Source organism: Microbacterium sp. E-13 (assembly GCF_049912955.1).
In the GTDB taxonomy this organism is placed as follows: Bacteria; Actinomycetota; Actinomycetes; order Actinomycetales; family Microbacteriaceae; genus Microbacterium.
Genome location: NZ_CP183973.1, coordinates 1,952,393 through 1,966,518 on the forward strand (window position 1 = coordinate 1,952,393; position 14,126 = coordinate 1,966,518).

Consider the following 14,126-nt stretch of genomic DNA (forward strand, 5'->3'; position numbering starts at 1 on the left):
CTCGCACACCGCGGGAGAGCCCCCCATCTCCCGCCGTCACCCGAGGCTTCATCGTCATATGCCCGCATCTCGCACCGACTCCGCCCCCGCCGATCACGGACGCATCGAGGATGTCGACGTCTCATCCGAGATGCAGACCTCCTTCCTCGAGTACGCCTACTCGGTGATCTACTCCCGCGCGCTTCCCGACGCGCGGGACGGGCTGAAGCCGGTGCAGCGGCGCATCCTCTTCCAGATGGCCGACATGGGGCTGCGTCCCGACCGCGGGCACGTCAAGAGCGCCCGCGTGGTCGGCGAGGTGATGGGAAAGCTGCACCCACACGGCGACGCGCCGATCTACGACGCGCTCGTGCGGCTCGCGCAGCCGTTCTCGCTGCGCGTGCCCCTCGTCGACGGGCACGGCAACTTCGGCTCGCTCGACGACGGCCCCGCGGCTCCTCGCTACACCGAGGCCAGGCTCGCACCGCCGGCCCTCGCGCTCACCGAGAACCTCGACGAGGACGTCGTCGACTTCATCCCCAACTACGACGGCCAATTCCAGCAGCCGGAGGTACTCCCGGCGGCGTTCCCCAACCTGCTCGTCAACGGCACCACCGGCATCGCCGTCGGCATGGCGACCAACATGGCGCCGCACAACCTCATCGAAGTGGTCGGCGCCGCGACGCACTTGCTCGCGAACCCCGATGCTACCGTCGAGGAGCTCATGGAGTTCGTGCCCGGGCCCGACCTGCCGGGCGGCGGCATCATCGTCGGTCTCGACGGCATCAAGGACGCTTACACGAACGGCCGGGGCAGCTTCCGCACGCGCGCCAAGGTCTCCATCGAGTCGCTCGGTCCGCGGCGCACGGGGCTCGTCGTCACCGAGCTGCCCTACCTCGTGGGGCCGGAGCGGGTGATCGAGAAGATCAAGGAGGCCGTCAACGCGAAGAAGCTGCAGGGCATCGCCGACGTCACCGACCTCACCGACCGTCACAGGGGCCTGCGCCTTGTCATCGGCATCAAGACCGGCTTCGACCCCCAGGCCGTGCTGGAGCACCTCTACCGGCTGACCCCGCTCGAGGACTCGTTCAGCATCAACAACGTCGCGCTGGTCGAGGGGCAGCCGCAGACGCTCGGGCTGCGCGAGCTGCTGCGCGTCTACCTGGACCACCGCATCAGCGTCGTCACGCGGCGCAGCCGCTACCGGCTCGCACGCCGCAACGAGCGACTGCACCTGGTCGAGGGCCTCCTCATCGCGATCCTCGACATCGACGAGGTCATCCAGGTCATCCGCACGTCCGACGACGGCGAGCAGGCGCGCGGGCGCCTCATGAGCGTGTTCGACCTGTCGGAGCCGCAGGCGGAGTACATCCTCGAGCTGCGCCTGCGCCGCCTCACGAAGTTCTCGCGCATCGAGCTCGAGGCCGAGCGCGACAACCTCAAGAAAGAGATCGCCCTCCTCGAAGAGCTGCTCGGCAGCGACGTGCTGCTGCGTGCGCAGGTGGCGAAAGAGCTGGATGCGGCGGCAGAGGCCTTCGGAACGCCCCGCCGCACGCTCCTCCTCAACGGCGGGCCGGTGAAGCCGCGCTCGCGCGCCGCCGCCGCGGCGGCCGAGCTGCAGATCGCGGACGCGCCGTGCCGCGTGTTCCTGTCGGCGACGGGACGCATGGTGCGCGCCGAGCTCGTCGCTGATGCCCCGGGCGGCGGCATCGTCGCGCCCGCGCGACGTTCCAAGCACGACGCGATCCGGTCCTCCGTCGATGCCACGACGCGCGGCGACCTGGGCGCCGTGACCGACCTGGGGCGCCTGATCCGCTTCTCCCCCGTCGACCTCCCGTCGGTCCCCGGCAACTCGGTGCAGCTGGCTGCCGGCACCCGTGGCGACCAGTACCTCGGCCTGAGCGGCGGCGAGCACGTCATCGCCCTCGTGCCGCTCAGCGACGCGCCGCCCGTCGCACTCGGCACCGCGCAGGGCGTGGTGAAGCGTGTCGCGGCGAGCGAGATCGGCAACAAGCACGATGTCGATCTCATCGCGCTGAAGGACGGCGACCGGGTCGTCGGTGCCGCACCCGCCTCCGACGGTGCGGAGCTCGTCTTCGTCGCGAGCGACGCGCAGCTGCTGCGCTTCGACGCCTCGTCCGTGCGTCCGCAAGGGCGCTCGGCCGGGGGCATGGCGGGCATCCGGCTCGCTGACGACGCTCGGGTCATCGCGTTCGACGTGGTCGGCCCCTCCGAGTTCGACGCGGTCGTGGTGACCGTCGCGGGTTCGACGGCGGCGATCGCGGGCACGGATGCCGGTAGTGCGAAGGTGTCGCTGTTCAGCGAGTTCCCGGCCAAGGGCCGCGGAACCGGGGGTGTGCGCGCGCAGCGCCTGCTGCGCGGCGAAGACGCCCTCACCCTCGCATGGGTCGGCACCGATCCGCGAGCCGTCGGCGCCGATGGGGCGACGCGGGCGCTGCCCGCCTCCGGTGCCAAGCGCGACGCCTCGGGCACGCCGCTCGACGGCGTGATCGGCGCCGTGGGCACCGGCGTCCGCTGAGCGGCCCGCGCCGCGTCAAGCGTCGATGCGCTCCCGCACCAGACGGTCGCTGGAGTCGATGATGAACTCCTTGCGCGGGGCGACGTCGTTGCCCATGAGCAGTTCGAAGACGGATGCCGCCGCCTCGGCGTCCTGCATCCGCACACGGCGCAGAGTGCGGCCGGCGCGGTCCATCGTCGTGGTGGCGAGCTGGTCGGCGTCCATCTCCCCGAGACCCTTGTAGCGCTGCACCGGCTCCTGCCAGCGCTTGCCCGCTTTGGTGAGCTTCGTCAGCAGCCCGTGGAGCTCTGCCTCCGAGTAGGTGTAGATCGTCTCGTTCGGCTTGGAACCGGGGTTCATCACGACGACCCGATGCAGGGGCGGGACCGCGGCGTAGACGCGACCCTCATCGATGAGCGGCCGCATGTAGCGGAAGAACAGCGTGAGAAGCAGCGTGCGGATGTGCGCGCCGTCAACGTCGGCGTCGCTCATGAGGATGATCTTGCCGTAGCGCGCCGCATCGAGGTCGAACGATCGGCCCGAGCCTGCGCCGATCACCTGGATGATCGCCGCGCACTCGGCGTTCGACAGCATGTCGCTGATGGATGCCTTCTGCACGTTGAGGATCTTGCCGCGGATCGGCAGCAGCGCCTGGAACTCACTGTTGCGGGCGAGCTTCGCGGTGCCGAGGGCCGAGTCGCCCTCGACGATGAACAGCTCCGACTCGCCGACGTCGTTCGAGCGGCAGTCGGCGAGCTTCGCCGGGAGCGAAGAGGACTCCAGTGCGTTCTTGCGGCGCTGGGTCTCCTTGTGCGTGCGCGCCGAGATGCGCGCCTTCATCTCGGAGACGACCTTGTCGAGGAGGAGCGCCGTCTGCGCCTTGTCGTCCCGTTTGGGCGAGGTGAAGCGCGCGGTGAGCTCACGCGTCACCACCTGGGAGACGATCTGCCGCACCGCCGGGGTACCGAGCACCTCCTTGGTCTGGCCCTCGAACTGCGGCTCGGGAAGCCGGACCGTCAGCACGGCGGTGAGGCCGGCCAGGATGTCGTCCTTCTCGAGCTTGTCGTTGCCCACCTTGAGGGCCCGCGCCTTCTGCGCGACCTGGTCGCGCAGCACCTTCATGAGGCCCTGTTCGAACCCCTGCTGGTGCGTTCCGCCCTTGGGGGTGGCGATGATGTTGACGAACGACCGCGACACGGTCTCATAACCTGTCCCCCATCGCACCGCGATGTCGACCTGGCACTCGCGCTCGAGCTCCGTGGGCACCATCGCTCCGGATGGCTGAAGGACCGGCACGGTCTCGGTGAACGTGCCCGATCCGGTGAGGCGCCACGTGTCGGTGACGCCCGAGTCGGGAGCGAGGAAGTCGGCGAACTCGGAGATGCCGCCATCGAAGCGGTAGCTCGTCTCCACCGGTTCACCGCCGTCGGCGCCGGGACGCTCGTCGCGGATGACGATCTCGAGACCGGGCACCAGGAACGCGGTCTGGCGGGCCCGCTGCTCGAGCTCCTGCAGGTTGAACGCGGCATCGCGCGTGAAGATCTGGCGGTCGGCCCAGTAGCGGATGCGGGTGCCGGTGACGCCCTTCGCGACGCGGCCCGCTACTCGCAGTTCGCTGCGTTCCTCGAACGGCGTGAAGCTCGAGTCGGGGCTGCCGTTGGAGAAGAAGCCGGGCTCGCCGCGGTGGAACGACATCGCCCACGTCTTGCCGCCGCGGTCGACCTCGACGTCGAGGCGCTCCGACAGCGCGTTCACGACCGAGGCGCCGACGCCGTGGAGACCACCCGATGCGGCGTACGAGCCGCCACCGAACTTGCCGCCCGCGTGGAGCTTGGTGAAGACGACCTCGACGCCCGACAGGCCGGTGCGGGGCTCGATGTCGACGGGGATCCCGCGGGCCCGGTCGCGCACCTCGACGCTGCCGTCGGCGTGGAGCACGATGTCGATGCGGGAGCCGTGGCCGGCCAGAGCCTCGTCGACGGAGTTGTCGATGATCTCCCAGAGGCAGTGCATCAGGCCGCGCGAGTCGGTCGAGCCGATGTACATGCCGGGGCGCTTGCGGACCGCTTCCAGCCCTTCGAGGACCTGGAGATGGTGGGCGGAGTACTCGGCGGTCACAATCTCCCATCGTAATCGGGGCGTGCGACACCACCGCACAGACACGCGTCAGCCGGGAAGGGCGTACGCGCTCAGCGAAATGTGGTCCGTTCGCGGCATTCTCGAAACATCGGCGTGGTTGTATTTCATGACCGAGAGTGAGTTCTACGCATACGAGGAGGCACCGAGATGACCACGCTATCGACACCCACCGAGAACGGCGCCGTCCTCGAATACCGCCTCACGGCGATGGATCGCTGCGACTCCTGTGGCGCACAGGCCTACATCGCCGCCGAGGTCAACGGCAGCGAGCTGCTGTTCTGCGCGCATCACGGCCGCAAGTACGAAGAGAAGCTTCGCGCCGTCGCCACCTCGTGGCACGACGAGACGGCACGCCTGGCCGAATAGTCCGCCGCCGCCGACTGCTCAGTCCCGCGAGTACTCTCGCGGGACGAGGGGCGAGATGCGCACCGCGATCTCCTCGCCGATCGTCCCCATGACTTCGGCGAGGTCGGTCGATGATCCTTCCCCGTGCTCGCCGGTGCCGTAGACCCTGACGACGTCGCCCACCGCCGCTCCGGGCCAGACGCCCACCTCCGATCGGGTGTCACCGACCGTCAGCAGCGGCCGGGCCCCGGCGGGGGTGCCGACCTGTGTCTGCTTTCCGAGCACGGAGGGGATGCCGTCGAGCGCTCCGAGGCCGATGGCGACCGACGTGTCGGCGACAGCGACGACGTCGGCCTCGAGTTGCGCGACCGGAGAGAGCCCGAGCTCGGTGGCCGAAGGTCCCCCCGCGGAGCGGATGCCGTAGCAGAATGCGCCGACGCGGACCATGTCGTAGCGGAACTCCGGCCGTGCGAAGGAGGCGGCGCTGGCGGCCAGGTGCCGGACGACCGGCCGCAGTCCGGCTGCCCCGGCCACGCCGAGCGCCCACTCGAAGACCGCTCGGGCGGCGTCGTCCTCGGCGTCCGACGCCTCGGCGATGTGGCTCCACACCCCCACGACCTCGATGGTTCCCCCGGCCTCGAGCGCGGCGGCCCGCGCCACGAACGCGCGCCATTCCTCCGGGCGGACCCCGTTGCGGTGCAGGCCGGTGTCGATCTTGAGATGCACGCGCACGGCCAAGCCGGCTCGGCTCGCCGCGGCTGCGAGCTCTTCCAGGAGTGCAGCGTCCCCGACTCCGAGGTCGATGCCGTCGACGATCGCGGCGGCGAGATCGTCGTGGGAGGCCGCGATCCATGCGAAGACGCGCACGTCATCGCCGACGACCGCTCGGACGGCCCGGCCGGTGCGGACGTCGAATGCCCCGATCCACGAGACTCCTGCGGCTGCGGCCGTGCGGACCACCGCGTCGAGGCCGTGGCCGTACGCGTCGTCCTTCACGACGAGCATCAATCCCGCGGGAGCGACCACGTCGCGCACCCGCTCGATGTTGGCCGCCAGCGCGCCGAGATCGACCCGAAGACGCGCGGTCACGGAACCACCTCGCGGGTCGCACGCAGGCCGACCGTCGTGACGAGCTCCGCCGGCGTGAGCCCCGTGGCGCGGACCCAGGCCGCGAGCGACGGCTCGTCCTGCGCCGGATCTCCGAGGAACAGCACCTCTTCGCCGCGGTGGATCGCCGCATCCCCGACCTCGACCACGCACACATCCATCGCGACGCGGCCAACGATCGGATGCCGGATCGCATGGACCGCGACGTCCACGGCTCCGCCGAGCGCGCGGACGACGCCCTGGGCGTACCCACCCGTGACGAGGGCGACGCGTGTGTCGCGGGGGGCGCGGAAGGCATACCCGTACGACACGCCCTCGCCCGCCCGCAGATCCTTGACCGACAGCACCGTGCCGGTGAGCCGCAGCGCCGGCAGCGGCGTTCCGTGCCCGCCCGGCAGGCCGAACAGCGTCTCGCCCGTGAGCACGGCGCCTGACGTCGCGGCGGTCTGAGCCCGCGTGAAGCCCTGGCGGTCCAGCACCTCGTGAACGAGCACGCGGTCGTGGCCCCAGGCATCCGCTTCCAGAAGAGAAGGAGCGAAGGAACGGATGCCGCGCCCCCACGCCGTGCGGGCGTTCGCCTCGAGCGCCGAGCGCGACACGCGCGCGACGGGACTGCTGCGGGGGCCCGATCCCGGCACGGCCGCGCCGTGCCCAGGGATCGAGGAACTCACGCCTCTAGACTATCGGGGTCCCCCGCAGCCGACCCCGGAGCACGCATGCCTTCTCAGGGCCTCGCCCTCTCGAACCGTCTTCGCTACCTCGCGTGGCGCGTCCGTCGCATCGACGTCGGATCGGTGATCGAGCGCGCCAAGGAGACCTCGCGCGCGCACGGCAAGTGGACGCCGGCCGTGCTCGTCGACATGCTGTGGTCGGCCGGGTTCCGGCAGGTGGGCTTCCAGGACTACGTCGATTACGACTTCGCGATCCTGAACCGGGCCGAGCGGGCGACGTACATGACGCACCCGGTGTCGAACGAGCTGTCGCAGAAATACGACCACCCCGACTACCGCGGGCTGTTCCAGGACAAGGTGGAGTTCGATCGCACGTTCAGCGATCTGCTCCGCCGGGACTGGATGGTCGTCGAGGAAGGCAACGCCGAGGCCGTGCGGGCCTTCGCCGAGAAGCACGGCACGATCGTCACGAAGGAGCCGGTGGGCCAGGCGGGCACGGGCGTCCACCGGTACCACGCTGCCGACATCTCGGACTGGGAGGACTTCCACCGCGGTCTGCTCGCGCGCGGCGAGCTCCTTATCGAGGAGGTCATCCGCCAGCACGCCGACCTGGCCGCCGTCTGCCCCGGCACCGTGAACACCACGCGGGTGACCGCGTTCTTCGACGGCCAGACGACCCACATCCTCGCGATCGCGCAGAAGTTCGGACGCGGCGCGGTCAGCGACCAGATGACGTTCGGCGGCTTCTACACGATGCTCGACGACAACGGCCACGCCATCGGACCCGGCTACGACTCGCACGGCCACGTGCACGAGAAGCACCCCGACAGCGGGTTTGTCATCGCCGACTTCCAGCTTCCGATGATCGACGAGGTCAAAGCGTTCGTCGACCGTGCCGCCCGGGTCGTGCCGCAGGTCCAGTACGTCGGCTGGGACGTCGTCGTGACGCCAGATGGTCCGGTCCTGGTCGAGGGCAACTGGGGGGCCGGCGTCTACGAGAACAAGCCCAGCGTCACGGGAATCCGCACCGGCCACAAACCCCGCTACCGCGAGGCGATCGGGTTTTGACGCTGCACGGATCAATGCGACGAACGAGCGTTGATGCGTGCAGGGTCAAGGTCGAGTAGCGGGCGAGGAACGAGCCCGTGTATCGAGACCGAGGAGACGCGGAAGGCGCGGCACCCGAGAGGATGCCGCGCCTTCTGCGTTGTGAGAGAGGCGTCAGGCCGCGCGGACGACGCCGAGCGGCGTGGACTGGTGGCCCTGGCCGAGCGGGTTGTCCTTGAGGATCGCGACGAGGCGCTTCTCACCTGCCTTGTCGAGCGTCGATCCCAGGATGTTGCCGCCGAGGTCGTTGATGTCGACCACCGCCACCTCGGGCACGCCGCCGAGCAGCGCCTTCAGGTGCTGCGCGACCTCGCGCGGTCGCTCCGGCCCGAGGACGACCGCCTTGTTGTACGGCGGTATCGTGCCCGACGTCGGTCCGTCGATCGCGCGGGCTTTGTCGCCGGCGATCCGGTAGAAGTCGCCCTTGCGCCCGAACAGCTTCGTGACGGCGGAGACCGCCGCGGCGAAGAGGATCCGGATGGTGCCGCACTCGCGGAGCGCCATCTCCATGGTCTCGGGCATGCCGAGGCCGATGCCGTACGGCGTGCGGGTGACGTACTTCGACAGGAAGAACGCCAGCTTGCGCGGCTTGATGTCTTCCACGAGGTACGAGCGGCCCTGCGTGATCGCGACGATCTTCTCCGTCACGAACAGCAGGTCTCCCTCGCGCACGACGTCCGCGGCGTTCTCGCGGATGAACTCGTCGAGGTCGTCGCCCGGCATCACGACCCGCGTGCGGATCGGGATGCGCGCGAACGACGAGCCTTCGACCTGGACGGTGAGCGCCTTGCCGGCGTTCGCCTCGCTCACTCGAGGTAGTCCCGCAGCGACTGCGAGCGGGACGGGTGCCGGAGCTTCGCCATCGTCTTCGACTCGATCTGGCGGATGCGCTCGCGGGTGACCCCGAACGTGTCGCCGATCTGGTCGAGCGTCTTCGGCTGGCCGTCGCCGAGGCCGAAGCGCATGCGGATCACGCCGGCTTCGCGCTCGGAGAGCGAGTCGAGGAGCGACTCGAGCTGGCGCTGCAGCATCGTGAAGCCCACCGCGTCGGCCGGGACGACCGCCTCGGTGTCTTCGATGAGGTCGCCGAACTCGCTGTCGCCGTCCTCACCGAGCGGCGTGTGCAGCGAGATCGGCTCGCGGCCGTACTTCTGCACCTCGATGACCTTCTCGGGGGTCATGTCCAGCTCGCGGCTGAGTTCCTCGGGCGTGGGTTCGCGACCGAGATCCTGCAGCATCTGGCGCTGAACGCGCGCGAGCTTGTTGATGACCTCGACCATGTGGACCGGGATCCGGATGGTGCGCGCCTGGTCGGCCATGGCGCGCGTGATGGCCTGGCGGATCCACCACGTCGCGTACGTCGAGAACTTGAAGCCCTTGGTGTAGTCGAACTTCTCCACCGCGCGGATGAGGCCGAGGTTGCCCTCCTGGATGAGGTCCAGGAACTGCATGCCGCGGCCGGTGTACCGCTTGGCGAGCGAGACGACGAGGCGCAGGTTGGCCCCGAGGAGGTGGCTCTTGGCGCGCTGGCCGTCGCGGGCGACCCACTGCAGGTCGAGTCCGAGCTGCGACGTCTTCTCGGCCGCCGACATGTGCGACAGCTTCTCTTCGGCGAAGAGGCCCGCTTCGATGCGCATCGCGAGCTCGACCTCTTCGGCCGCGTTGAGGAGCGGCACCTTGCCGATCTGCTTGAGGTAGTCCTTCACGGGGTCGGCGGTGGCGCCGGTGATCTGCGTGGAGTAGACCGGGACGTCGTCCTCGTCGCTCGACGAGATGACGATCGCGCCGGTCGGCAGCGGCTCGGTGAACACCGGCTTGGTGCTCTCCTCTTCCTCGTCCTCCTCGGTCGCGTTGGCGTCGTCGGTGGTGCCCTTCGCGCCCTTGCCCGAGGCGGGTGCCTCTGCTGCCTCGTCGCCGGCGTCCTCGTCGATGTCGTCGCCCGTGAGTTCGACGTCGTCGTCGAGCTCCTCGACGTCGTCCTCGAACTCGTCGTCCGACTTGTTGGCGCGCTTGGACGCCGTCTTCGGTGCGGCCTTCGCCTTGGCGCCCTTGGCGGCGGCCTTCTTCGCGGCCGGAGCCTTCGCCTGCGCCGTCTCGGTGTCCTTCGCGGCCGAGCGAGCCTTGGTGTTCGTGCCTGGAGTCACGTTTCGCCTTTCACCGGTCGATGCGCTCTGCGCATCGCCGGTCGGTTTCGGACACTAGTAAGACCCTTGTCAAGTCCACGTCTTCAGCGGGAAGCCCGGCGAAGACGGTTGACAACGGGTCAGAGCGTCTAGTATCTCATACTTGCCGCGCGCCGCCAGCATCGCCCTGCGGTGGTCGGCGCGCCTCCATCTGGTGTGTTCAACGCCCAGGAGGGAGCCGGAATTCCGCCGACCCGCCGGATCGTGCGTCAGGAGCCGCGCTTGTCGTCCTCGCCCGGACGCGTCGCCAGGAAGCGCTCGAGTTCGGCGGCGAGTTCGTCGGCGCTGGGCAGATCGCCGGTGTGGATCATGGGCGTGGCGAGGGTGGAGCCTGCCATGTAGGCGTCGTAGCGCTCCTCCAGGCCCTGCACCATCCGGGCGAGCTCTTCGCTGCCCTCGATCTGCTCCGTGACCTTCTCGAGGTACTCGCGGTTCTCCTCCCGCAGCTCGTCACCGGCGAACACGAGACCGGTCGCCACCGTGAGGCTGTCGAGGGCCGCCAGTGCGGCGGCCGGGTACTCGGTGTCACCGAGGTAATGCGGGATGAGCAGCACGAACCCCGCGATGCGGACGCCGGCGGCGGCCAGGCGGTACTCCAGCAGGTGACCGGCCGTGGCGGGCACCTGGGTATGCGGCTGCCAGACCGAGTGCGCCTCGGTCAACTCCGACCGCGTTCCGCTCACGGTCGTGCCGATCGGCCTCGTGTGCGGCACGGGCATCGGGATGGCATGCACCCACGTGACGGTCGACACGCCGTACGCCTCGGTGAACTCGAGCACCGCAGCGGCGAACGCGTCCCAGGCGAAGTCCGGCTCGTACCCGGCGAGCAGCAGGAAAGGCTGGCCGAGCGCGTCATGGGCAAAAGAGAGTTCGAGCCGTTGCGGGCGGTAGTCCGTCAGATGGTCCTTCTCGAAGGACACGATCGGCCGTCGGGCGCGATAGTCCAGGAGCGTGTCGTTCGAGAAGACCGCGAGGGGCGAAGGCGAGAGGTCTTCACGGAAGTAGTCGATCACACGGCTGACGGCACTGCCGGCATCGGTGAACCCCGTGAGGGCGATCACGAGCGGCAGCCCGCGCGGGACGGGCGGCGCAGACGCCGCACGCTCGAACAGCGGGCCGGGAAAGGGCATGGTCCCATGCTACGAGGCGACCGTGAGCGACGGGTCACGTCGGTCGCGCTCAGAGCGAACAGTCGTCGTCCCTAGGATGGACACCATGTCGTTTCCCGACCTCGAGTACAGCACCGCACCCGTCCGAGAGTCCGAAGCAGATCTCCTCCTCCTCGCGCTGCCGCCCCTCGAGGCCGATCCGGCCCCCGATCTCTCCGACTGGCCGGGTCTGCGCGATGTGCTTCTGGCCGTCGGCTTCACGGGCGCGACGGGAGCGGTGGCGCGGGTGTACGCACCTGAGGCCACCTCGCTGCCGCTGGCCGTCGTCGGCACCGGTCCGGCTTCGGCTGCCGCGTCACTCCGCGACGCCGTCGGCGCCGCGATCCGCGCGCTCACCGGCTTCGCCACGATCGCCGTCGCTGCGCCGACGGCCGACCCCGCGCTGTGGACCGCCGTGGCCGAGGGTGCGGCGCTCGGCGGCTACCGGTTCGACGGCTACAAGACGGAGGCACCCAAGCCCCGTGCGTCCCGCGTGGTCGTTCACGGCACCGCAGACCCCGACGAGGCCGCGCTGAAGCTGGTCGTCGAGACCGCGGCATCCGTCGCCCTGGTGAAGGATCTCGTCCACATCCCCGCCGAGTGGCTGGGTCCCGCCGATGTCGCCGAACGGGCGGCGGAGGCTGTGTCGGGACTTCCGGTCGCCGTCGAGGTGCTCGACGAGCAAGCCCTGCGCGAGCAGGGCTTCGGCGGAATCCTCGGCGTCGGTCAGGGCTCTGACCGGCCGCCTCGCGTCGTGCGCCTGGAGTACGCGCCGGAGGGCGCGTCGCGACATGTCGCGCTGGTGGGCAAGGGCATCACCTTCGACACCGGCGGCCTGTCGCTCAAGCCCGCTGCCTCGATGGTCGGCATGAAGTACGACATGGCCGGCGCCGCGACGGTTCTCGCGGTGCTGCGAGCCGCGGCATCCGTCTCCGCTCCCGTCAAGGTCACCGCGTGGCTGTGCCTCGCCGACAACATGCCGTCGGGCCGCGCCACGCGCCCTGGCGACGTCTTGCGCATGCTCGACGGCTCGACCGTCGAGGTGCTGAACACCGACGCCGAGGGACGCCTCGTGCTGGCCGACGGGCTCGTCGCCGCGAGCCGCGAGCACCCGGACGTGATCGTCGACGTGGCGACGCTGACCGGTGCGATCCTCATCGCCCTCGGTACGCGTCACACCGGTGTGATGGGTGATGACGACGCGGTCGCCGCCTACCTCGCCGCCGCCGCCGCGGCCGGCGAACTCGCGTGGCAGCTGCCGCTGCCCGCCCACATGGTCGAGGAGCTCGACTCCCCCATCGCCGACCTGCAGAACGCCAAGATCGGCGATCCCGCAGGAGGTTCGCTCTTCGCAGGCCTGTTCCTGCGTCACTTCGTCGGCCGCACCGCCGACGACGCCGATGCTCCCCGAATCCCCTGGGTGCATCTCGACATCGCCGGCAGCGGGACCCACAAGGGCGCGCCGTACGGCTACACCGACAAGGGACCGACTGCCGCAACCGTGCGCAGCCTGATCCGCTTCGTCCTGACTGACCTCGATGAGGAGGCACGATGACCGACCACACCTTCGATCTCGTCGTTCTGGGGGGTGGCAGCGGCGGATACGCCGCCGCGCTCCGCGCGGCGGAACTGGGCAAGACGGTCGCCCTCGTCGAGAAGGACAAGGTGGGCGGAACATGCCTGCACCGCGGCTGCATCCCGACGAAGGCCCTGTTGCACGCCGCGGAGGTCGCCGAGACGGCACGGGATGCCTCGGCCATCGGCATTCGTGCGACGTTCGAGGGTGTGGACCCTGCCGGGGTCCGCGCCTACCGCGAGGGCATCGTGGCGAAGAAGTACAAGGGGCTCGAAGGTCTGGTGAAGGCCCGCGGAATCACCGTCGTAGGCGGTGAGGGCCGGCTCGAGGCGGGTCCCGCCGTACGCGTCGGCGACGACCTGTACCGCGGCGCCGACGTCATCCTCGCCACCGGCTCCTACAGCCGCAGTCTGCCGGGTCTCGAGATCGGCGGACGCATCCTCACCAGCGAGCAGGCGCTCGAGCTGGACGAGGTGCCCGCCAGCGTCGTCATCCTGGGCGGCGGCGTGATCGGCGTCGAGTTCGCGAGCGTGTGGCGCTCTTTCGGCGCCGAGGTCACGATCGTCGAGGCGCTCGACCACCTGGTACCCAACGAGGACATCGCGCTGAGCAAGGGTCTCGAGCGCGCGTTCCGCCGCCGCGGCATCCAGTATTCGCTGGGGGTGCGCTTCCAGAAGGCGACGCAGACCTCGGATGCGGTCACGGTGACCCTCGAGGACGGCAAGAGCCTCACCGCCGACTACCTGCTGGTCGCCGTGGGGCGGGGCCCGGCCACAGCGGGCCTCGGCTACGAAGAGGCCGGTGTGAAGATGGACCGCGGCTTCGTCGTGGTCGACGAGCGTCTGGGCACCGGCGTGCCGCACGTGTGGGCCGTCGGCGACATCACGCCCGGTCCCCAGCTGGCGCACCGCGGGTTTCAGCAGGGCATCTTCATCGCTGAGGAGATCGCCGGCCTGAATCCCGTCGTCATTCCCGACGCTCACATCCCGAAAGTCACCTACAGCCACCCGGAGGTCGCGTCCGTCGGGCTCACCGAGGCACAGGCGGTCTCTGCACACGGCCAGGACGGCGTCGTCGCCTACGAGTACAACCTCGCGGGCAACGGCAAGAGCGAGATCCTCGGCACGAGCGGGATCGTCAAGGTGGTCCGCGCGAAGGAGGGCCCCGTCCTCGGGGTGCACCTCATCGGCGACCGCGTCGGCGAGCTCATCACCGAGGGACAGCTCGCCGTGGGCTGGGAGGCGCACCCCGAAGACATCGCGCCGTTCGTCCACGCACATCCGACGCAGTCCGAAGCGCTCGGTGAGGCGTTCCTCGCTCTCGCGGGCAAGCCGCTGCACGCGCTCTGACCCT

At 69.8% G+C, this 14,126-nt stretch carries 11 protein-coding genes; 5 read left to right on the forward strand and 6 right to left on the reverse strand.

Annotated features, from left to right (window positions below; all coding sequences use genetic code 11):
- Window positions 1-58: 58 nt before the first annotated feature.
- Window positions 59-2,518: a DNA gyrase/topoisomerase IV subunit A gene (locus tag ACN9MP_RS08910; protein WP_426325765.1), complete on the forward strand. Its 2,460-nt coding sequence runs from the start codon at window positions 59-61 to the stop codon at window positions 2,516-2,518.
- Window positions 2,519-2,533: 15 nt separating this feature from the next.
- Here the strand turns inward: ACN9MP_RS08910 and ACN9MP_RS08915 are convergent, their stop codons facing one another.
- Complete coding sequence (locus ACN9MP_RS08915; RefSeq protein ID WP_426325767.1) at window positions 2,534-4,615, reverse strand: DNA gyrase/topoisomerase IV subunit B; 2,082 nt, start codon at window positions 4,613-4,615, stop codon at window positions 2,534-2,536.
- Between the two features lie 168 nt (window positions 4,616-4,783).
- Here ACN9MP_RS08915 and ACN9MP_RS08920 point away from each other — a divergent pair, with 168 nt between their 5' ends.
- Window positions 4,784-5,002, forward strand: a complete 219-nt coding sequence (locus tag ACN9MP_RS08920) for a DUF7455 domain-containing protein (protein WP_426325769.1) — start codon at window positions 4,784-4,786, stop codon at window positions 5,000-5,002.
- Window positions 5,003-5,020: 18 nt separating this feature from the next.
- Here the strand turns inward: ACN9MP_RS08920 and ACN9MP_RS08925 are convergent, their stop codons facing one another.
- The gene (locus tag ACN9MP_RS08925) at window positions 5,021-6,070 is read right to left on the reverse strand and encodes an alanine racemase (RefSeq protein WP_426325771.1); all 1,050 of its coding nucleotides are present in this window, start codon (window positions 6,068-6,070) and stop codon (window positions 5,021-5,023) included.
- Window positions 6,067-6,759 (reverse strand): alanine racemase C-terminal domain-containing protein, encoded by a 693-nt coding sequence (locus ACN9MP_RS08930; protein WP_426325772.1) that lies wholly within the window; start codon window positions 6,757-6,759, stop codon window positions 6,067-6,069. The genes ACN9MP_RS08925 and ACN9MP_RS08930 overlap by 4 nt, the downstream gene beginning before the upstream one ends.
- A gap of 45 nt (window positions 6,760-6,804) precedes the next feature.
- Here ACN9MP_RS08930 and ACN9MP_RS08935 point away from each other — a divergent pair, with 45 nt between their 5' ends.
- Complete coding sequence (locus tag ACN9MP_RS08935; protein ID WP_426325774.1) at window positions 6,805-7,827, forward strand: sugar-transfer associated ATP-grasp domain-containing protein; 1,023 nt, start codon at window positions 6,805-6,807, stop codon at window positions 7,825-7,827.
- 153 nt (window positions 7,828-7,980) lie between these two features.
- Here ACN9MP_RS08935 and ACN9MP_RS08940 read toward each other — a convergent pair whose 3' ends face one another.
- From ACN9MP_RS08940 to ACN9MP_RS08950, 3 genes are all read right to left on the reverse strand, one after another.
- Complete coding sequence (locus ACN9MP_RS08940) at window positions 7,981-8,676, reverse strand: coenzyme F420-0:L-glutamate ligase (RefSeq protein ID WP_426325776.1); 696 nt, start codon at window positions 8,674-8,676, stop codon at window positions 7,981-7,983.
- On the reverse strand, window positions 8,673-10,010 hold the full coding sequence (locus tag ACN9MP_RS08945) for an RNA polymerase sigma factor (RefSeq protein ID WP_426325778.1): 1,338 nt from the start codon (window positions 10,008-10,010) through the stop codon (window positions 8,673-8,675). The genes ACN9MP_RS08940 and ACN9MP_RS08945 overlap by 4 nt, the downstream gene beginning before the upstream one ends.
- Before the next feature lie 248 nt (window positions 10,011-10,258).
- The gene (locus ACN9MP_RS08950; RefSeq protein WP_426325780.1) at window positions 10,259-11,179 is read right to left on the reverse strand and encodes a PAC2 family protein; all 921 of its coding nucleotides are present in this window, start codon (window positions 11,177-11,179) and stop codon (window positions 10,259-10,261) included.
- Between the two features lie 85 nt (window positions 11,180-11,264).
- On the opposite strand from ACN9MP_RS08950, the gene ACN9MP_RS08955 reads away from it, so the two are divergent.
- Both ACN9MP_RS08955 and lpdA read left to right on the forward strand, forming a co-directional pair.
- A complete protein-coding gene (locus ACN9MP_RS08955; protein WP_426325782.1) occupies window positions 11,265-12,752 on the forward strand; it encodes a leucyl aminopeptidase in 1,488 nt (495 codons plus the stop codon).
- Window positions 12,749-14,122: a dihydrolipoyl dehydrogenase gene (lpdA, locus tag ACN9MP_RS08960; protein WP_426325784.1), complete on the forward strand. Its 1,374-nt coding sequence runs from the start codon at window positions 12,749-12,751 to the stop codon at window positions 14,120-14,122. Before ACN9MP_RS08955 ends, lpdA begins: the two co-directional genes overlap by 4 nt.
- Window positions 14,123-14,126: the final 4 nt, after the last annotated feature.